This window comes from Campylobacter sp. CNRCH_2014_2849, assembly GCF_025772845.1.
In the GTDB taxonomy this organism is placed as follows: Bacteria; Campylobacterota; Campylobacteria; order Campylobacterales; family Campylobacteraceae; genus Campylobacter_D; species Campylobacter_D lari_D.
Window position 1 is genome coordinate 1 of record NZ_JAKMSW010000012.1, and the last position, 20,969, is coordinate 20,969.

General features: G+C 31.5%; 19 protein-coding genes and 5 tRNA genes. 22 read left to right on the plus strand and 2 right to left on the minus strand.

Annotation, left to right across the window (positions count from 1 at the left end):
• On the minus strand, positions 1-552 hold a 552-nt coding region (gene yaaA, locus L8X33_RS07510), incomplete at its 3' end, for a YaaA family protein (protein ID WP_263670382.1).
• Between the two features lie 92 nt (positions 553-644).
• Here yaaA and L8X33_RS07515 point away from each other — a divergent pair.
• The 15 genes from L8X33_RS07515 (at position 645) to rpoC (ending at position 14,438) form a co-directional block, all read left to right on the plus strand.
• Positions 645-720 (plus strand) — tRNA-Thr (locus tag L8X33_RS07515).
• A gap of 46 nt (positions 721-766) precedes the next feature.
• Positions 767-852: transfer RNA gene (locus L8X33_RS07520), tRNA-Tyr, on the plus strand.
• A gap of 7 nt (positions 853-859) precedes the next feature.
• A tRNA-Gly gene (locus L8X33_RS07525) sits at positions 860-936 on the plus strand.
• 104 nt (positions 937-1,040) lie between these two features.
• Positions 1,041-1,115, plus strand: a tRNA-Thr gene (locus tag L8X33_RS07530).
• Positions 1,116-1,180: 65 nt separating this feature from the next.
• Positions 1,181-2,380, plus strand: coding sequence for an elongation factor Tu (tuf, locus tag L8X33_RS07535; protein ID WP_039617742.1), 1,200 nt, complete (start codon positions 1,181-1,183; stop codon positions 2,378-2,380).
• 41 nt (positions 2,381-2,421) lie between these two features.
• A complete protein-coding gene (gene rpmG, locus L8X33_RS07540; protein ID WP_039617743.1) occupies positions 2,422-2,580 on the plus strand; it encodes a 50S ribosomal protein L33 in 159 nt (52 codons plus the stop codon).
• Positions 2,581-2,601: 21 nt separating this feature from the next.
• Positions 2,602-2,677, plus strand: a tRNA-Trp gene (locus L8X33_RS07545).
• A gap of 16 nt (positions 2,678-2,693) precedes the next feature.
• On the plus strand, positions 2,694-2,876 hold the full coding sequence (gene secE, locus L8X33_RS07550) for a preprotein translocase subunit SecE (RefSeq protein ID WP_263666845.1): 183 nt from the start codon (positions 2,694-2,696) through the stop codon (positions 2,874-2,876).
• A gap of 1 nt (position 2,877) precedes the next feature.
• Complete coding sequence (gene nusG, locus L8X33_RS07555) at positions 2,878-3,411, plus strand: transcription termination/antitermination protein NusG (protein WP_087684660.1); 534 nt, start codon at positions 2,878-2,880, stop codon at positions 3,409-3,411.
• 27 nt (positions 3,412-3,438) lie between these two features.
• Positions 3,439-3,864 (plus strand): 50S ribosomal protein L11, encoded by a 426-nt coding sequence (gene rplK / locus L8X33_RS07560; RefSeq protein WP_012661181.1) that lies wholly within the window; start codon positions 3,439-3,441, stop codon positions 3,862-3,864.
• Between the two features lie 64 nt (positions 3,865-3,928).
• Positions 3,929-4,630, plus strand: a complete 702-nt coding sequence (rplA, locus tag L8X33_RS07565; protein ID WP_039617747.1) for a 50S ribosomal protein L1 — start codon at positions 3,929-3,931, stop codon at positions 4,628-4,630.
• A gap of 155 nt (positions 4,631-4,785) precedes the next feature.
• The gene (gene rplJ / locus L8X33_RS07570) at positions 4,786-5,265 is read left to right on the plus strand and encodes a 50S ribosomal protein L10 (protein WP_133319935.1); all 480 of its coding nucleotides are present in this window, start codon (positions 4,786-4,788) and stop codon (positions 5,263-5,265) included.
• A 20-nt stretch (positions 5,266-5,285) separates the two neighbouring features.
• Complete coding sequence (gene rplL / locus L8X33_RS07575; RefSeq protein ID WP_012661184.1) at positions 5,286-5,663, plus strand: 50S ribosomal protein L7/L12; 378 nt, start codon at positions 5,286-5,288, stop codon at positions 5,661-5,663.
• A 95-nt stretch (positions 5,664-5,758) separates the two neighbouring features.
• Positions 5,759-9,892: a DNA-directed RNA polymerase subunit beta gene (gene rpoB, locus L8X33_RS07580; RefSeq protein ID WP_220566613.1), complete on the plus strand. Its 4,134-nt coding sequence runs from the start codon at positions 5,759-5,761 to the stop codon at positions 9,890-9,892.
• A complete protein-coding gene (gene rpoC, locus L8X33_RS07585; RefSeq protein ID WP_263670383.1) occupies positions 9,885-14,438 on the plus strand; it encodes a DNA-directed RNA polymerase subunit beta' in 4,554 nt (1,517 codons plus the stop codon). The genes rpoB and rpoC overlap by 8 nt, the downstream gene beginning before the upstream one ends.
• A 20-nt stretch (positions 14,439-14,458) precedes the next feature.
• Here the strand turns inward: rpoC and L8X33_RS07590 are convergent, their stop codons facing one another.
• On the minus strand, positions 14,459-15,229 hold the full coding sequence (locus tag L8X33_RS07590) for an IclR family transcriptional regulator (protein ID WP_263659895.1): 771 nt from the start codon (positions 15,227-15,229) through the stop codon (positions 14,459-14,461).
• A 239-nt stretch (positions 15,230-15,468) separates the two neighbouring features.
• On the opposite strand from L8X33_RS07590, the gene L8X33_RS07595 reads away from it, so the two are divergent.
• The 7 genes from L8X33_RS07595 to L8X33_RS07625 are packed head-to-tail and all read left to right on the plus strand — an operon-like array spanning position 15,469 to position 20,969.
• Positions 15,469-16,377, plus strand: a complete 909-nt coding sequence (locus tag L8X33_RS07595) for a dihydrodipicolinate synthase family protein (protein WP_263670384.1) — start codon at positions 15,469-15,471, stop codon at positions 16,375-16,377.
• A complete protein-coding gene (locus tag L8X33_RS07600) occupies positions 16,374-16,637 on the plus strand; it encodes a UxaA family hydrolase (protein WP_263670385.1) in 264 nt (87 codons plus the stop codon). The genes L8X33_RS07595 and L8X33_RS07600 overlap by 4 nt, the downstream gene beginning before the upstream one ends.
• Positions 16,638-16,639: 2 nt before the next feature.
• Positions 16,640-17,806: a UxaA family hydrolase gene (locus L8X33_RS07605; protein WP_263661683.1), complete on the plus strand. Its 1,167-nt coding sequence runs from the start codon at positions 16,640-16,642 to the stop codon at positions 17,804-17,806.
• A gap of 21 nt (positions 17,807-17,827) precedes the next feature.
• A complete protein-coding gene (locus tag L8X33_RS07610; RefSeq protein ID WP_133319928.1) occupies positions 17,828-18,619 on the plus strand; it encodes an SDR family oxidoreductase in 792 nt (263 codons plus the stop codon).
• 15 nt (positions 18,620-18,634) lie between these two features.
• Positions 18,635-19,879 carry an L-fucose:H+ symporter permease gene (gene fucP, locus L8X33_RS07615; RefSeq protein WP_133319927.1) on the plus strand — a complete coding sequence of 415 codons (1,245 nt, stop codon included), beginning with the start codon at positions 18,635-18,637 and terminating at the stop codon, positions 19,877-19,879.
• A 2-nt stretch (positions 19,880-19,881) separates the two neighbouring features.
• Positions 19,882-20,676: an amidohydrolase family protein gene (locus L8X33_RS07620; protein ID WP_263670386.1), complete on the plus strand. Its 795-nt coding sequence runs from the start codon at positions 19,882-19,884 to the stop codon at positions 20,674-20,676.
• Positions 20,652-20,969, plus strand: a complete 318-nt coding sequence (locus L8X33_RS07625) for an L-rhamnose mutarotase (protein ID WP_263670387.1) — start codon at positions 20,652-20,654, stop codon at positions 20,967-20,969. Before L8X33_RS07620 ends, L8X33_RS07625 begins: the two co-directional genes overlap by 25 nt.

Sequence of the window (20,969 nt, forward strand, 5' to 3'; positions counted from 1 at the left end):
GGTAAAAGTTAAAAAAGGCTTTTTAATAGTATAAAATTTTTCATAAAATTTAGCTCTAAGATCAATGACTAATTCATTTTCGAAAAATTTATCGAGTTCATCAGAGAAACTATCTTTGTAATATTTTTCTATATTAAATTCTTTAATTTTCTCTCCTTGTTTTAATTTATAATAAGGTATTAAATCTTTTGCTAAAATAGGACCGAAAAGATTAGAAAATATCAAAACATTCTCATCTATGTATTTTCTTGAATTCTCGCTTAAATTTTCATAGTCTAAATAATCAAAAGCAACTCCATTGTATCTTTGAATAGCTTTGTTTGTTTCTTTTGTTAAAATATCATGAGTTAATTCTTCTATTTCACTTGCATCTTTTATACCAAAAAATTTTTCAAGTTCAACTTCATTGCATTGTTTTATATGATTTTTATATTTTGTAAGTACTTCAAGTCTTTTACTATATAAATTACTAAAAACAAAAGAGTTTTTATTTATATAACCTTGCGTATTTATTTTATTTTTGCTTTCGCTAGGTGAAAATAAAATTTTCATAATCAATCCTTTATTTTTTTAAAAATTATATAAAATTATTTAAAACACTTGACATTAATTCAAAATTACATTATAATTCAACTTTATTTTTTGCTGGTTTAGCTCAGTTGGTAGAGCAGCTGCCTTGTAAGCAGCAGGTCGGGGGTTCAAGTCCCTTAACCAGCTCCATTGTTGATAGCAGTGTTTGACCAGAAATAAAAAGCATTTTTATCATGGTGAGTTACTCAAGTGGCCAACGAGGGCAGACTGTAAATCTGCTGGCTTTCGCCTTCCGTGGTTCGAATCCACGACTCACCACCATTGCTTTGCGGGAGTAGCTCAGTTGGCTAGAGCATCAGCCTTCCAAGCTGAGGGTCGCGGGTTCGAGTCCCGTTTCCCGCTCCAACCTAATTTTGGTAGAGTGAAACTGGGAGCTGTTTTTAAATTAAGAATTTCTAGCAGTTTCAATTTCCAAAATTTTATAATTTATGTTTTTAATTTTTCTGAGCGCTCGTATGGCTCAGAGGTAGAGCACTCCCTTGGTAAGGGAGAGGTCGCGGGTTCAAGTCCCGCTATGAGCTCCATTGATTTCAAAAGATTATAAAACATAAATTAGTATTTGTTTGTAAATTTTATATGGAGGAAAAAGATGGCTAAAGAAAAATTTTCACGTAATAAGCCTCACGTAAATATTGGTACTATTGGTCACGTTGACCACGGTAAAACTACTTTAACAGCTGCTATCTCTGCTGTTCTTTCAAGAAGAGGTTTGGCTGAGCTTAAAGATTATGATAATATCGACAATGCTCCTGAAGAAAAAGAGCGTGGTATTACTATTGCAACTTCTCACATTGAGTATGAAACAGAAAATCGTCACTATGCTCACGTAGACTGCCCAGGTCACGCTGACTATGTTAAAAATATGATTACTGGTGCTGCTCAAATGGACGGTGCTATTCTTGTTGTTTCTGCTGCAGATGGTCCAATGCCACAAACTAGAGAGCACATCTTACTTTCTCGCCAAGTAGGTGTACCATATATCGTTGTTTTCATGAATAAAGCTGATATGGTTGATGATGCTGAATTATTAGAATTAGTTGAAATGGAAATTAGAGAACTATTAAGTTCTTATGACTTCCCAGGAGATGATACTCCAATTATTTCAGGTTCTGCTTTACAAGCTCTTGAAGAAGCAAAAGCCGGACAAGATGGTGAATGGTCTAAAAAAATCCTAGATCTTATGGCAGCAGTTGATGAGTATATTCCAACTCCAGCTCGTGATACAGATAAAGATTTCTTAATGCCAATCGAAGACGTATTCTCAATTTCAGGTCGTGGTACAGTTGTTACTGGTAGAATTGAAAAAGGTGTTGTTAAAGTTGGTGATACTATTGAAATCGTTGGTATTAGAGAAACACAAAGCACTACAGTAACTGGTGTTGAAATGTTTAGAAAAGAAATGGATCAAGGTGAAGCAGGTGATAACGTAGGTGTTCTTCTACGTGGTACTAAAAAAGAAGATGTTCTTCGTGGTATGGTTCTTGCTAAGCCAAAATCAATTACTCCACATACTGACTTTGAAGCAGAAGTTTATATTTTAAATAAAGATGAAGGTGGTCGTCATACTCCATTCTTTAATAACTATAGACCACAGTTCTATGTAAGAACAACGGATGTTACTGGTTCTATCCAACTTGCAGAAGGCGTTGAAATGGTTATGCCAGGTGAAAATGTTAGAATTACTGTAAGTCTTATTGCACCAGTTGCACTTGAAGAAGGTACTCGTTTTGCTATCCGTGAAGGTGGCCGTACTGTTGGTTCAGGTGTTGTATCTAAAATTATTAAATAATCATAAGCGAGATTTTATCTCGCTTTTTTTAAGGAATAAAAATGAGAATTAAAGTTGGCTTGAAATGTGAAGAGTGCGGTGATATTAATTACAGTACTTTTAAAAATAGTAAAAATACAACTGAAAAATTAGAATTAAAAAAATATTGCCCAAGATTAAAAAAACATACAGTTCATAAAGAAGTTAAATTAAAAAGTTAAGGCTTTTATATAAAAGCCCTTAGGGCAATAGCTCCAACGGTAGAGCGCCGGATTCCAAATCCGATGGTTGGGGGTTCGAATCCCTCTTGCCCTGCCACAAAATAAGGTTAAATATGGAAAAACTAATAACTTATTTTAAATTGTCAAAAGCTGAATTATCAAAAGTTATTTGGCCTTTGAAAGAGCAAGTTAGAAATGCTTATATTACTGTTTTTGTAGTTGTTATTGTTGTTTCATTATTTTTAGCATTGGTTGACTTGATTATGTCATTTTCATTATCTAAGATTATAGGATAAAATAATGAATCATAAATGGTATGCAATTCAAACTTATGCAGGTAGTGAAATGGCCGTAAAAAGAGCCATAGAAAATTTAGTTAGAGATCATGGAATTCAAGAGCAATTGCTAGAAGTAATTGTTCCAACTGAAGATGTGATTGAATTTAAAAATGGTAAAGAAAAAATAAGCGAAAGAAGTTTGTATTCAGGCTATGTATTTGCCAATATTGACTTATCAACAGAACTTTGGCATAAAATTCAATCTTTGCCAAAAGTTGGTCGTTTTATAGGGGAAAGTAAAAAACCAACCCCATTGAGTGAGAAAGATATCAATCTTATTTTAGAAAAGGTGAAAAATAAAGCAGCACCTAAACCTAAAATTTCATTTGATAAAGAAGAAAGTGTAAGAATAACCGAAGGTCCTTTTGCAAACTTTGTTGGTATTGTAGAAGAATATGATATGGTTAGAGGAGTTTTAAAGCTAAATGTTTCAATATTTGGCAGATCAACTCCAGTAGAGATCTTATACTCTCAAGTTGAAAAAATAGTTTGATAATATAGCAAGTAAAGGAGTAAGGTTATGGCTAAAAAAGTCGTAGGAGAAATAAAATTACAAATAGCTGCTACTAAGGCTAATCCATCACCTCCAGTTGGTCCTGCTTTGGGTCAACAAGGTGTTAATATTATGGAATTTTGTAAGGCATTTAATGAAAGAACAAAAGATATGGCTGGCTTTAATATTCCAGTTGTTATTACTGTTTATGCAGATAAAAGCTTTACATTTATCACAAAACAACCACCAGCTACTGATTTAATCAAAAAAGCTGCAGGTATTTCTAAAGGTGCGGATAATCCTTTAAAAAATAAAGTAGGTAAATTAACTAAAGCACAAGTTTTAGAAATTGTTGATAAAAAAATAGCTGATATGAACACAAAAGATAGAGAGCAAGCTGCTAAGATTATTATGGGTTCTGCTCGTTCTATGGGTGTTGAAATCGTAGATTAATACTCTTTACCGCCAAGAGTTTAAAAAGGCGGTAGCACTTTATATAAAATGCGGAGAAAAATTAATGTCAAAAAATACTAAAAGATTTACAGAATTATTAAAAAAAATAGATTCAAATAAAAATTACTTAATGGATGAAGCAATAAGCACAGTTAAAACTCTTGCATCTGCTAAATTTGATGAAACAGTTGAAATTGCTTTAAAATTAAATGTTGATCCAAGACATGCAGATCAGATGGTAAGAGGTAGTGTAGTTTTACCTTGTGGTACAGGTAAAAAAGTGCGTGTTGCTGTTATAGCAAAAGATGCAAAAGCTGATGAGGCAAAAAATGCAGGTGCTGATATAGTTGGTAGTGATGATTTAGTAGAAGAAATTCAAAAAGGAAATATGAATTTTGATGTTTTAATTGCTACTCCAAATTTGATGGGTTTAGTTGGTAAAGTAGGTCGTATTTTAGGACCTAAAGGTTTAATGCCAAATCCTAAGACAGGTACTGTGACAATGGATGTTGCACAAGCTGTGAATAATGCTAAAAATGGTCAAGTTAACTTCCGTGTTGATAAGCAAGGAAATATCCATGCAGGTTTAGGTAAAGTTAGCTTTACTCAAGAACAATTAAAAGAAAATATGACAGCATTTGTAAAAGCTATTAATAAACACAAGCCAGCTGCTGCAAAAGGAAGATATATTAAAAATGCTAGTCTTTCTTTAACTATGAGTCCTTCTCTTTCTCTTGATACTCAAGAATTACTTGATACAAAATAAAATTAATGAGAGTTTTACTCTCATTAATAAAAATTAGATAAGATAATAACTTTTATTTTATCTAATTTTTATCTTAGATTGGAGATAGCCGAGGTCTTAGGACTTAATTAGATTTTTCTGCTCTGCTTGAAATCACCGGTCGGAAAGGAGTAAAGATGACTAAAAGCCAAAAAGTTGAACTTGTTTCTAAACTTGAAGAAGGTTTTAAAGTTAGTGAGGCTGTTGTAGTGTGTAACTATAAGGGTTTAAATACTAAAAAACTTGAAGAGTTAAGAAATAATGCGAGAGAAATGGATGTTAAAGTTCAAATTATTAAAAATACTTTAGCAAGTATTGCTCTTAAAAATGCCGGCAAAGATGGAATGGAACTTAAAGATACTAATATTTATCTTTGGGGTGAAGACCAATTAAATGTTTCAAAAGTTGCTGATAAATTTAGCGAAGCTAATCAAGCATTTGAGATCAAAACTGCATTTATCGAAGGTGAAGTTGCTTCTGTAGATAAAGTTAAAGCTTTAGCTAAAATGCCTTCTCGCAATGAACTACTTGCTATGCTTTTGCAAGTTTGGAATGCACCAATCACCAATTTTACAATTGGATTAAATGCATTAAAAGAAAAAAAAGAAGCTGAATAAAATTATAAAAAGGATAAAAAATGGCAATTACTAAAGAAGATGTATTAGAATTTATTTCTAACCTAAGTGTTCTTGAGCTTTCAGAATTAGTAAAAGAATTTGAAGAAAAATTTGGTGTTTCTGCTGCTCCAGTTATGGTTGCGGGTGCTGCTGTTGCGGGTGCTGCTGGCGGTGCTGCTGAAGAAAAAACTGAATTTGATATTGTATTACAAGATGGTGGCGATAAAAAAATTAATGTAATTAAAGTTGTTCGTGCTTTAACTGGTCTTGGATTAAAAGAAGCAAAAGATGCAGTTGAGCAAACTCCATCAGTTCTTAAAGAAGGTGTTAGTAAAGCTGAAGCTGAAGAAGCTAAAAAACAACTTGAAGAAGCTGGCGCTAAGGTTGAACTTAAATAATTTTTTATTTTTAAAAGAAAGGATTTTATATCCTTTCTTGTTTTCCTTTAATAAGGATTCTTTCTTTTAATACTTTTACCATGGGGTATAATAATATGTTAAATTCACAATCAGGAAATCGTTTAAGAATAGACTTCTCGAATGTTCCACAACAAATAGACATTCCAAATTTATTACAATTACAAAAAAAGAGTTTTGATTATTTTTTAAATTTAGATGCAAAAAATTCAGAAAGTGGAATTGAAAAAGTTTTCAAATCTATCTTTCCAATCCATGATCCGCAAAATAGATTAAGTTTAGAATATGTAAGTAGTGAAGTAGGTAAACCTAAATACACCATTAGAGAGTGCATGGAAAGAGGTTTAACTTATTCTGTAAATTTGAAAATGAAAATCCGTTTAACTTTACATGAAAAAGATGAAAAAACGGGTGAAAAAATCGGTATAAAAGATATCAAAGAACAAGAAATTTATATTAGAGAAATTCCTTTAATGACAGATAGAATTTCTTTTATAATTAATGGGGTTGAAAGAGTTGTTGTAAATCAACTTCATAGAAGTCCAGGTGTTATTTTTAAAGAAGAAGAAAGTTCTACTGTTGCAAATAAGTTAGTATATACAGCTCAAATTATACCAGATCGTGGTTCTTGGCTTTATTTTGAGTATGATGCAAAAGATGTGCTTTATGTGCGTATTAATAAAAGAAGGAAAGTGCCTATTACTATTTTATTTAGAGCACTTGGTTATAAAAAGCAAGATATTATAAAATTATTTTACCCTATACAAACTATTCATGTTAAAAAAGATAAATTTTTAACTGAATTTAATCCAAATGACTTTTTAGATAGAGTCGAATATGACTTAAAAGATGAAAAAGGCAATGTTGTACATCAAGCCGGTAAAAGAATGACAAAGAAAAAAGCTGAGCAACTTATAAAAGACGGTGTTAAATGGGTTGAATATCCAATTGAAATTTTAACAAATAGATATTTAGCTAACCCTATTATTAATAAAGAAACCGGTGAGGTTTTATTTGATTCTTTAACGCTATTAGATGAGGGAAAATTAGCTAAAATTAAAGAAGAAAAACAATTTGATATTGCAAATGACTTAGCAAATGGAGTTGATGCTGCTATTATTAATTCTTTCATTCAAGATAATGAGACTTTAAAATTATTAAAACAAACTGAAAATATAGAAGATGAAAATGATTTAGCAGCTATTAGAATTTATAAAGTAATGAGACCAGGCGAGCCTGTAGTAAAAGATGCTGCAAAAGCTTTTGTAAATGATTTATTTTTTAATCCTGAAAGATATGATCTAACAAAAGTTGGTCGTATGAAAATGAATCATAAACTAGGATTAGATACACCTGAATATGTTACAGTTTTAACAAATGAAGATATAGTAAAAACTGCAAAATATTTAATTAAAGTAAAAAATGGTAGAGGCCATATTGATGATAGAGATCATTTAGGTAATCGTCGTATTAGATCGATTGGAGAGCTTTTAGCTAATGAACTTCATGTGGGTCTTGCTAAAATGCAAAAATCAATCAGAGATAAATTTACCGCATTAAATGCAGATATTGATAAAGTAATGCCTTATGACTTGATCAATCCTAAAACAATTACTGTGACAATTATGGAATTTTTTACCGGTGGTCAATTATCTCAATTTATGGATCAAACAAATCCATTAAGCGAGGTAACTCACAAGCGTCGTTTATCTGCGCTTGGCGAGGGTGGTTTAGTAAAAGAAAGAGCGGGTTTTGAAGTGCGTGATGTCCATGCAACGCATTATGGAAGAATTTGTCCTGTTGAAACTCCAGAAGGTCAAAATATCGGTTTGATTAATACGCTTTCAACTTATGCTAAAGTAAATGATCTAGGTTTTGTTGAAGCACCTTATAAGAAAGTAGAAAATGGAAAAGTAAGCAATGAAATTGTTTATTTAACCGCTACTCAAGAAGAAGGTTTAGTGATTGCAGCTGCTTCAACTAAAATTGATGAAAAAGGTAATATTGTTGAAGAATTTGTTGAAGCAAGACAAGATGGTGAAACAATCTTAGCAAGAAGAGAAGAAGTGCATTTGATTGACCTTTGTTCAGGTATGATAGTAGGGGTTGCAGCTTCTTTGATTCCATTTTTGGAGCATGATGATGCAAACAGAGCCTTGATGGGTTCAAACATGCAGCGTCAAGCAGTGCCTTTACTAACCGCACAAGCACCTATAGTAGGTACTGGTATGGAAAAAATCATTGCGCGTGATGCTTGGGAAGCTATTAAAGCTAAAAGAGCAGGTATTGTAGAAAAAGTTGATAATAAAAATATTTTTATTTTGGGCGAAGATGAAAATGGACCATTTATTGATCATTATAAAATGGAAAAAAATCTAAGAACTAACCAAAATACAACTTTTATTCAACACCCGATTGTGAAAAAAGGCGAATTTATTCAAGCAGGTCAAATTATTGCAGATGGTCCAAGTATGGACCAAGGAGAGCTTGCTATTGGTAAAAATGCTTTGATCGCATTTATGCCATGGCATGGATATAATTATGAAGATGCTATTGTAATTAGTGAGAAAATTTTACGCGAAGATACTTTCACTAGTGTTCATATTTATGAAAAAGAAGTAGAGGCTAGAGAACTTAAAGATGGCGTTGAAGAGATTACAAAAGATATTCCAAATGTTAAAGAGGAAGATTTAGCACATCTTGATGAGAGTGGTATTGCAAAAATAGGAACTCATATAAAGCCTGGTATGATTTTGGTAGGTAAAGTTTCACCTAAAGGTGAGGTAAAACCTACGCCTGAAGAAAGATTACTAAGAGCTATTTTTGGTGAAAAAGCAGGACATGTTGTAAATAAATCTTTATATGCAACTGCTTCATTGGAAGGTGTTGTTGTAGATGTAAAAATATTTACTAAAAAAGGTTATGAAAAAGATGCTCGTGCTGTAAAAGCCTATGATGATGAAAAATTAAATCTTGAAAAAGAACATCACGATAGACTTTTGATGATGGACAGAGAAGAAACTTTAAGAGTATGTTCTTTGCTTTCTAAATCACCTTTAAATTCAGACGAAGAAATAAATGGTGTTAAATATAAAAAAGGTTCCAAGGTAGAAATTACCGAGTTGGAAAAAATTAATCGTTTTGCATTAAATTCTTTAGTTAAAGCTTATTCTAAAGAAGTACAAAAGGAATATGATGATTTAAAAAATCACTTCCAAAACGAGAAGAAAAAGCTTAAAACAGAGCATGATGAAAAATTAGAAATTTTAGAAAAAGATGATATTTTACCAAGTGGAGTGGTAAAACTTGTTAAAGTATATATTGCGACTAAGAGAAAATTAAAAGTTGGGGATAAAATGGCGGGACGCCATGGAAATAAAGGTATTGTATCTAATATCGTTCCAGAAGTTGATATGCCTTATTTACCTGATGGAAGACCTATTGATATAGCTTTAAATCCTCTAGGGGTTCCAAGTCGTATGAATATAGGACAAATTCTTGAAAGTCACTTAGGGATTGTTGGTATGAGACTAGGTGATCAAATTCAAGAAATTTTTGATAGAAAACAAAAAGATTTTGTAAAAGAATTACGCGAAAAAATTCTTGAAATTTGTAGTGTATCTAGACTTGAGCTAGAAAAGAAATTTGTACAAACTTTAAATGATGAGCAACTTATTTCTTATGCTAGAGATTGGGCTAAAGGGGTAAAATTTGCTACTCCTGTATTTGAAGGTGTAACGGTTGAAGAATTTGGTAAGCTTTTTGAAATGGCTAAAATAGCTATGGATGGAAAAAGCGAACTTTATGATGGAAGAACTGGTGAAAAAATGGCAGAGCGTGTGCATGTTGGATGTATGTATATGCTTAAATTACACCATTTAGTAGATGAAAAAGTTCACGCAAGAAGCACTGGACCTTATAGCTTAGTAACACAACAACCAGTTGGCGGTAAAGCATTATTTGGTGGGCAAAGATTTGGTGAGATGGAGGTTTGGGCTCTTGAAGCTTATGGAGCAGCTCATACTCTAAGAGAAATGTTAACCATAAAATCTGATGATGTTGAGGGTAGATTTAGTGCTTATAAAGCTTTAACAAAAGGCGAGAATGTTCCAGCAACAGGTATTCCAGAGACATTCTTTGTACTTACAAATGAATTAAAATCTCTTGCTTTAGATGTTGAGATTTTTGATAAGGATGAGAATAATGAGTAAATTTAAACCTATCGAAATAAAAGAAGATGGCAGACCTAGAGACTTTGAAGCTTTTCAATTAAGACTTGCAAGTCCTGAAAAAATCAAATCATGGTCTTATGGGGAAGTAAAAAAACCAGAAACAATTAATTATAGAACTTTAAAGCCTGAAAGAGATGGGCTTTTTTGTGCTAAAATTTTTGGACCAGTAAGAGATTATGAGTGTCTTTGTGGTAAGTATAAAAAAATGCGTTTTAAGGGCATTAAGTGTGAAAAATGTGGTGTTGAAGTTACTAGTTCTAAAGTGCGTCGTTCAAGAATGGGGCATATTGAGCTAGTTACCCCAGTAGCACATATATGGTATGTGAACTCTTTACCAAGTCGTATCGGTACTTTACTCGGCGTAAAGATGAAAGACTTAGAACGTGTATTATATTATGAAGCATATATAGTAGAAAATCCAGGTGATGCGTACTATGATAATGAAAATACTAAAAAAGTTGAATTTTGTGATGTGTTAAATGAAGAGCAGTATTTAAATTTAATGCAACGCTATGAAAGTAGTGGATTTAAAGCTAGAATGGGTGGTGAAGTTGTTAGAGATTTACTAGCAAATTTAGATCTTGTCGAGCTTTTAAATAAATTAAAAGAAGATATTGCAGCAACTAATTCAGAAGCAAAGAAAAAAACTATCATCAAACGCTTAAAAGTGGTAGAAAATTTCTTAAACAGTAATTTAAATAGCAATACAAATATTGATGAAGTAGTACCAAATCGTCCCGAGTGGATGATGATCACAAATTTACCTGTATTACCACCTGATTTAAGACCTTTGGTAGCTTTAGATGGTGGAAAATTTGCAGTTTCTGATGTGAATGATTTATATAGAAGGGTTATCAATAGAAATACGCGTTTAAAAAGACTTATGGAGCTTGATGCACCTGAAATTATCATTAGAAATGAAAAAAGAATGCTACAAGAAGCAGTTGATGCTTTGTTTGATAATGGCAGAAGAGCAAATGCAGTTAAAGGTGCAAATAAGCGCCCATTGAAATCTTTAAGTGAAATTATCAAAGGTAAACAAGGTCGTTTTAGACAAAATCTACTTGGTAAAAGGGTGGATTTCTCAGGTCGTAGTGTTATTGTTGTTGGACCAAAACTTAGAATGGATCAATGCGGTTTACCTAAAAAAATGGCTTTAGAATTATTTAAACCACATTTGTTAGCTAAGCTTGAAGAAAAAGGTTATGCAACTACCGTAAAACAAGCTAAAAAAATGATAGAAAACAAAACTAATGAGGTTTGGGAGTGCTTAGAAGAGGTTGTTAAAGGTCATCCTGTAATGCTTAACCGTGCTCCAACCTTGCATAAACTTTCTATCCAAGCTTTTCATCCTGTGCTTGTAGAGGGTAAAGCGATTCAACTTCATCCATTAGTGTGTGCGGCATTTAATGCTGACTTTGACGGGGACCAAATGGCTGTGCATGTGCCTTTATCTCAAGAGGCAATAGCTGAGTGCAAAGTATTAATGCTTTCATCTATGAATATCTTGCTTCCAGCAAGTGGTCGTTCTGTAACTGTACCTTCTCAAGATATGGTTTTGGGGATTTATTATCTATCTTTAGAAAAAGATGGTGCTAAAGGTGAGCATAAAATTTGCACAGGTATTGAAGAGGTTATGATTGCTCTAGAAGCAAAATCTTTAGATATTCATGCAAGCATTAGAAGTGTAGTTGATGGAAGAAAAATCACAACAACCGCGGGTAGATTGATTATTAAGTCTATCTTACCTGATTTTGTTCCTGAAAATATGTGGAATAAAGTCATGAAGAAAAAAGATATCGCAGCTTTGGTTGATTATGTTTATAAAGAGGGTGGCCTTGAAGTAAGTGCTAGCTTTTTAGATAAACTAAAAGATCTTGGTTTTGAATATGCAACAAAAGCAGGTATTTCTATTTCAATTGCTGATATTATTGTGCCTGATCAAAAGCAAAAAAGCATAGAAGAAGCTAAAAAACAAGTAAGAGAAATTCAAAATTCATATAATTTAGGTTTGATTACTTCGGGTGAAAGATATAATAAGATTATCGATATTTGGAAAAGTACTAATAATATCCTGTCAAAAGATATGATGGAGTTAATTAAAAAAGATAAAGAAGGATTTAACTCTATTTATATGATGGCAGATTCTGGTGCTAGAGGTTCAGCAGCTCAAATTTCACAGCTTGCTGCGATGAGGGGTCTTATGGCAAAACCTGATGGCTCAATCATTGAAACACCGATTATTTCAAATTTCCGTGAAGGACTTAATGTTCTTGAATATTTTATTTCAACTCATGGTGCTAGAAAAGGTCTCGCAGATACAGCATTAAAAACAGCAAATGCAGGTTATTTAACAAGAAAGCTTATCGATGTGGCACAAAATGTAAAAGTTACAATGGATGATTGTGGTGCACATGAGGGTGTTGAAATTAATGAAATCACAGCAGATGGTGTTGTGATTGAAACCTTAGAGGAAAGAATTTTAGGAAGAGTTTTAGCTGAAAATATTATTGATTCTATTACTAATGAAATTTTATTTTCAGAAGGTACTTTAATAGATGAAGAAAAAGCTAGAGTAATTGTTGAAAGTGGTGTAAAGAGTGTAAGTATTAGAACTCCTATTACTTGTAAAGCTAAAAAAGGAGTTTGTTCTAAATGCTATGGTATTAACCTAGGTGAGGGCAAATTAGTTAAGCCAGGTGAAGCTGTAGGTATTATATCTGCTCAATCAATCGGTGAACCAGGAACTCAGCTTACACTAAGAACTTTCCATAGTGGTGGTACTGCTAGTACAGATTTGCAAGATCGTCAAGTAGTAGCACACAAAGAAGGTTTTGTAAGATTTTATAATCTTAACACTTATGAAGATAGACAAGGTAAAACTATCGTTGCAAATCATCGCAATGCTGCTATTTTACTTGTTGAGCCAAAAATCAAAGCTCCATTTAAAGGAACTATCCATATTGAACATGCGTATGAAGATGTGGTGGTTAGTGTTAAAGCAAAAAACAATGAAGCTAAATTTATATTAAGAAAATATGATTTAGCAAAAGCTAATGAGCTTGCTGGTGTAAGTGGTAATATCGAAGGTAAGTTATATATTCCATATAGCGATGGTGTTGAAGTAGCTGAAAATGAAAGTATTGTTGAAGTAATCAAAGAAGGTTGGAATATACCAAATCGTATTCCTTATGCAAGTGAATTGCTAGTAAAAGATGGTGATCCTATCACTCAAGATATTATAGCAGGTGCAAAAGGCACATTAAAATTTTACATGCTCAAAGGCGATGGTTTAGATAGGATTAAAAATCTTAAAAAAGGTGATATAGTTAAAGAAAAAGGTGTTTTTGTTGTTATTGCTGATGAAAATGATAGAGAAGCAAAAAGACATTATATACCAAGAGAATCCGTGATTGAATTTGATGATAGTGCTTTTGTGGATAATCCTAAAGCTATCATAGCAAAATCAAGCAAAGAAGACAAAACTATCATTGCTGAATGGGATGCATATAATAACACCGTAATTGCAGAGGTTGCAGGTACTATAAATTTTGAAGATATTGAATCAGGCTATAGTGCTGATGAACAAATTGATGAAGCAACAGGTAAAAGATCGCTTGTTATTAATGAGTATTTACCAAGTGGAGTGCGTCCAGCGTTGTTAATCATAGGTGAAAATGACAAAGTAGTGCGTTATCAATTAGAGCCAAAAACTGTTATTTATGTAAATGATGGTGATAAGGTGAAGCAAGCTGATATTTTAGCTAAAACACCAAAGGCAGCAGCTAAATCAAAAGATATTACCGGGGGTCTTCCAAGAGTATCTGAATTATTTGAAGCAAGAAAGCCGAAAAACACTGCTGTTGTAGCTGAAATTGACGGAGTTGTTAGATTTGATAAACCTTTAAGATCAAAAGAAAGAATCATTATTCAAGCAGAAGATGGAAGTAGTGCAGAGTATTTGATAGATAAATCAAAACGTATTCAAGTAAGAGATGGTGAGTTTATCCATGCGGGTGAAAAATTAACCGATGGAGTTATTTCAAGCCATGATGTACTTAGAATTTTAGGTGAAAAAGCATTACATTATTATCTTATTTCTGAAATTCAGCAAGTTTATCGCGGTCAAGGTGTTGTGATTTCTGATAAGCATATTGAAATCATCGTATCACAAATGCTAAGACAAGTTAAAATTGTAGATAGTGGTCATACTAACTTCATCGTGGGTGATTTAGTTTCAAGAAGAAAATTCAGAGAAGAAAATGAAAGAATTTTAAGATATGGTGGTGAGCCTGCTGTGGCTGAACCTGTGTTACTTGGGGTAACAAGAGCGGCTATTGGAAGTGATAGTGTGATTTCAGCTGCTTCTTTCCAAGAAACAACGAAAGTTTTAACAGAAGCAAGTATTGCAGGTAAATTTGATTATCTTGAAGATCTAAAAGAAAATGTAATCTTAGGTCGTATGATTCCTGTTGGAACGGGATTATATCAAGAACAAAAACTTAAATTAAAAGAAAAAGAATAAAAATCCCTAATTAGGGATTTTTATTGATATATATTTTCTAATTCCGGGAAATATAATTTTAAATCTTGTTCTATTTTGTATTTTTCTTCTAGTAAAATTTTTTGATTTTTTTCTTTAAAATTTGCATTTGAGTAAAATATATGATATGAAATACTAATTGCAGCTATAATTTTTTCATCGTATTCAATTCCTATGGCCATACACTCAATTTCTGGGTTCATTTCCCCACTTTCTAATGCTATTTTATTTTTTTTGATAGAAGATAATTCTTCGTAAAGCTCTTTTAGATTATTTAATGTATTTGGTGTTATTTTCTCAAAAGGATTTGGATAAATTTTTTCAAGCTCTTTATAAGTTTTCTTTTCTAGTAATGCTTTTCCTAAAGATGTAGCGTAAGCTGGATATGAAGCACCGACAAAAGACTTGATTTGTATTTGATTATCCGAATCAAGTTTTTCTAAATAAAATACATTTCCTTCTTTTAATATTCCCATTTGGCATGTTTGTCCTGTTAAGTTTCTGATGTTTTTCATATGTTTTTTAATTAATTCTAATGCGCTATTTTTTATTGAAATACAACGGCTAATTTCTAAAATTTTATAATCTAATGTGTAAAATTTATTTTTATCACATTTAATGTAATTTTTAGCTTGTAAAGTTTGAAGTATAGGAGAAAGTGTCCCTGGAGGGATATTTAAATCTTTTGCAATAGAGCTTAGTGTATTTTTTTGATTATTATTGCCCAATAATTCTAAAATTTTTAAAACTCTTAATGTTGGTTGATGTGTCATTTTGCTCCTTTTTCGATAGATAAATTCTATCATATTTTTTACTTTTAGTAACATTTTTAATAATATAAAAAATATTTTCTATTAGCAGTTTTTGCTTTAGATGATTGATTATAACTACTTTTATAAGACTTTTGTATTGTTTTTTTATCATTTTGATGTTTTTAAAAATTTCTATTTTTTAGCTATATTTTTTGTATATAAAAATATTTTTGTATATACAAAAAATGAAAGGAAAAAATATGGGAATATTAAAGGGAACTTTACCAGCCTTATTAACTCCATATGATATGAGTGGAAATATTAATGAAAACGAATTTATTAAATACTGCGAATTTGGTATCTCAAAAGGTTTAAATGGATTATTTTGTAATGGTAGTGCAGGAGATTCTCAAGCTTTAGGTATAGAAGAGCAAGTCAAAATAATGAAACTTACAAAAGAAGCTGCAAAAAATAATATCCCTGTTATTACAGGTATTGCATCAACAGTTTATCAAAATACTTTTACTTTGGCACAAAAAGCATATGAATTAGGGCTTGATGCTTTATTGCTTGCTATGCCTTATTATTATAAATTAAGTGAAGATGCACTTTTTGAATATATTAAAGATTTATCTTCTAAAGTGAAGCTTCCTTTGTATATTTATAACATCCCTCTTTTTGCACCAGCACTAAGTTTGAAATTTATAGAAAGAGTTTCAAAGCTTGATAATGTTGTGGGTATAAAAGATAGCAGTGGAGATGCTTTACTTTTAAATCATATATTAGATGTAGTGCCTGGTGATTTTGATGTTTTTGTAGGAAGAGAAGAATTTTATGCAGGAGCACTACTGATAGGGGCAAATGGTTCTATGACTAGTATAGGTGGTGTTTTTCCAGAACTTATGAGTGAAATTTATAAATCAATCAATGAAAAAAATATAGATAGAGCTTTGCTGATTCAAAAAAGTTTATTAAAAGCTATAAGATTTGGTATGAGTATGGCTTTTCCTATGGGATTTGCTTTGCTTTTAAAAGCTAGAGGATTTGAATTTGCAAATACAAGCATCCATCCTTTATCACATGCTACAAAAGAAGAATTAAATACTCGTTTTAATGAAGCTAAAGAACTTGTTAAAACTATAGAAAAAGAAACGGGTATAAAATTATGAAAGCCTATATTATAGTCAATGAAAAAGATAATGTCGCTACTGCTTTGCGTGATTTTAAAAAAGGTGAAATCGTGGAAAATATAGAACTTTTAGATGATATTGCAAATGGACATAAATTCGCACTAAAAGATATAAAAAAAGATGAAGTTGTCATCAAATATGCAGAAGCTATAGCTAGTGCAAGTTGTGATATTAATAAAGGTGAATGGGTGCATATTCACAATAGTGCAGGTATTAGAGGTCGTGGGGATAAGGAATAAATATGAAAAAGATAATGGGTTATAGAAGAGAAGATGGAAAATTTGGCTTGAGAAATAAAGTCATTATTATACCAAGCGTGCATTGTGCTAATAAGGTGTGCGAAAATATAGCCAGAAAATGCAATGGGGCAGTATATATTAATCATCAACATGGCTGTTCTCAACTCGAATTTGATGCTTTGCAAACTAGAGATGTTTTAATAGGTCATGGAAGTAATGCTAATGTTTTTGGTGTTTTAATTGTAGGACTTGGTTGTGAGGTAATACAAGCGAAAATAGTAGCTGAAAAAATAAAAGAAGTGACACCTTATAAGATGGTTGAATATTTAGTAATACAAGAGTGCGGTGGTAGTAAAAATACCATAGAAAAGGGTGTTAAAATAGTAAATCAAATGCTTGAAAATGCTGCAAAATTGGAAAAAACAGATGGCGATTTTAGTGATTTGATTTTAGGCACAGAATGTGGTGGTAGCGATAGTTATAGCGGTCTTAGTGCCAATCCTGCTTTAGGAAGTTTAAGTGATTTTGTAATTGATGAAGGTGGTGCAGTAATTTTAGCAGAAACTACAGAGCTTATAGGGTGTGAAGCCATACTTGCTAAGAGAGCAAAAAATGATGAAGTAGCTAAAAAGGTATATGATAAGATTTTAGGCTATGAGAATTTAGTTAAATCTTTTCATGCTGATATACGCGGAGCAAATCCTAGTCCGGGAAATATTGCAGGTGGGCTTAGCACTATAGAAGAAAAGTCTTTAGGTTGTGTTTATAAAGCAGGTACTAGAACTTTAATGGATGTGATTGATTATGCTAAACCTGTAATTTCCAAAGGACTTACTTTTATGAATACGCCAGGTAATGATATAGAACAACTTAGCGCTATGGTGGCAGGTGGAGCAAATATTTGTGTTTTTACTACAGGTCGTGGTACTCCTACAGGTTCAGCTATTGTGCCTACTATTAAAATGAGTTCTAATACTTTTTGTTATGAAAATATGAATGATGCTATTGATATTAATGCAGGAAGTATTATAGATGGGATTAAGACAAAAGAAGAAGTGCGTGATGAGCTTATAGATTTGATCATAAGAATTTCAAATGGAGAATTGGTAAAGGCAGAGTTAAATGAACAAAATGATTTTTCAGTTTGGAGACTTGCTACAACTTGCTAAATTAATAAAAAAGGATATATTATGGATTTAAAAATTAAAAATAAAATTTGTATCATCACAGGTGGTGCTAAAGGGATTGGTTATGGTATTGCTAAATTATGGGCTTTAGAAGGTGGGATTCCAATTATTTTTTCAAGAAGTGAAATTTCTAAAGAAAAAGATGATGAGCTAAAAGACATTTGTGGAAATTATGGATTTTATCAAATAGATTTAAAAAATACAGAACAAATTTCAACACTTGTTAAAAGTGTTGTTAATATATATGGTGGAATTTATGCTTTGGTTAATAATGCTGGAGCAAATGATAATTTACATATAGAAGATGCTACAACTGAAGAATTAATTAAATCTTATGAAAATAATCTTTTTCATTATTATACTATGACTAAAGAATGCTTACCATATATTAAAAAGCAACAAGGAAGTATATTAAATATCACAAGTAAAACCGGCTTAACAGGACAAGGTAGAACTTCAGCTTATGCTTCAGCAAAAGCTGCTCAAATAGGTTTTACAAGAGAATGGGCTTGCGCTTTTGCAAAAGATAATATTAGAGTTAATGCTATAGCACCGGCTGAAGTTATGACTCCTCTTTATGAAAAATGGTTGTCAAATTTTCCAAATCCAAAAGCTCAATATGAAAAAATAGCAAAATGCATACCATTAGGTCATCGTTTTACAACTATAGAAGAAATAGCAAACACAGCAGTTTTTACACTAAGCCCTCTTGCTTCACACACAACAGGACAAATTTTAACTCCTGATGGTGGATATATCCATTTAGATAGAGCTCTAAATTGGGATGAAATTTAATAACAAGGAGGATATATGTTAAATAACTCTAAAAATATAAAAATAGCAATTATTTTAGTAACTTCTCTTTTCTTTTTATGGGGAGTTAGTTATGGGCTGATTGATGTGATGAATAAGAATTTTCAAAATCATTTACATATCACTCAACATGAAAGTGGATTTTTGCAACTCGCTTATTTTGGTGCTTATTTTATCATAGCATTACCTGCTGGATATATAGCAAATAAATACTCTTATAAAATTGGTATTATTTTTGGGTTAATCTTGTATGCAATAGGTTGTTTATTGATTATTCCAGCTACAAATTTAGCTAATTTTTACTTATTTTTATTTGCTTTTTTTATTTTAGCTTGCGGTATTGGTTCTTTGGAAACTAGTGCTAATCCTTATATGGTAAAACTTGGTGATGAGAAAAATGCTAGTTTTAGAATTAATGCTGCTCAAAGTTTTAATGGTTTGGGTCAATTTTTAGGACCTATCATAGGCGGAGCTTTGTTTTTATCTATTACAAAACAAGAAGAAGGTGCAAGTAAAGAACAAATAGAAGCTGCATTACTTGCTAATATGGGTAATGTCCAGTTAGTGTATGTTGGTATTGCAGCAATTGTTATTTTGATCTTGATTGCTTTTGCATTGAATAAAATTCCAGAAGGATCAGCAGTAAGTAGTGATTATGAACAAAAAGATACCTCAAAACCTATTGGAGTTTTTAAGCATAAACATTTTAATTTTGGATTGCTAGCACAATTTTTGTATATAGCAAATCAAGTTAGTGCGGGAGCTTTTTTTATAAATTATCTTAGTGAGCATAATGAAAATCTAAAAGATGAACAAGGGGCTTATTATTTTTCGATAGCTTTAATTGCTTTTATGTTAGGTCGTATTCTTTCTACGCCTTTGATGAAGAAAATTAAAGGTGAGACTATTTTAGGATGGTATTCTTTTATTAATGTGATTTTATGTGTATGCTTGTATTTTGCTAGCGGATTTATTAGTATAGTTATTTTAATTGCATTATTTTTCTTTATGTCCATTTCTTTTCCTACTATTTTTGCAGTTGCAACAAAAAATCTTCCTTTTAATCAAGTGAAATTAGGTGGTTCTTTACTTGTTATGAGTATAGTTGGTGGTGCTATTATGCCTATTATCATGGGTTTAATTAATGATTATTTTGGAACAAGCATGGGATATTTGGCTATGGCCCCATTATTTTTATATGTATCATGGTATGGTTTTTTTGGTTCTAAAATAAAGGCTTAAAAATGCAAAAAATTTTTGATTCTCATTTGCATCTTTGGGATTTAAGTAAAATGCCTATTTCGTGGATAAAAGGCAATAATAGATTGGAACAAAATTATGATTTTTTAAGGGCAAAAAATGAGTATAAAGAATTTGATTTTTTAGGTGCGATGTATGTTGAAACAAATAGTGATGATTTGGAAAAAGAAGCTTTATTTGCATTAAAGCAAAAACAAGAACATGGTATTTTTATTTGTTTAGCTGATTTAAAGTACAAAGAATACTTATGTGCTTTTAGAGAGGTAATGCATACTAGTAAAAAGGGTGCTAAGAGACTATTTGAAGCAGAATTTAAAGAAAAATTAGAACTTCTAAAAGTTTTTAATATACCTTTTGAAGCTTGCATGAAAAACGAAGAGCTTTGGATATTGGAAAAGTTTTTATTTGATAATCCTAATTTAAAAGTAGTTTTAAATCATATGGGCAGTCCTAAAATTAACTATTTTGATGAATATAAAAAAATATTACATAAATTAAAAGATTTCCCAAATTTATGGATAAAAATTTCCGTACCAGATGATTTTACGATAAAAATTCATAGAGATTTTATATCTCAATGTTTTTCATTTTTAAAGAATATTTTTAGTGAAGATAAATTTATATTTGGTAGTAATTATCCTGTGGCAAAAATAGCTCCAGCTAAATGGGCTAAATTTATCATAGAAGGAAATATTTTTAAAGATTTGGACAAGATATTTTATAAAAATGCTTTATCAATTTATAAGGAGGATAGGTGCAAAGATATGGTCAAATTATAAAAATTAAAAAGGAAAAAATACAAGAGTATAAAGATCTTCATACAAAGCCTTATAAAGGTGTTTGTGAGATGATTAAAGAATGTAATATACAAAATTATTCTATTTATTTATTTGGAGAATATTTGTTTGCATATTTTGAATATACAGGTGTTGATTTTGATGCAGATATGGCTAAGATGGCAAAAGATAAAAATACACAACAATGGTGGAAAGTTACAGATCCCTGCCAAATATCTTTAGCTCATGCAGGACAAAAGTGGCTAAATATGGAAGAAGTATTTCATTTAGATTAA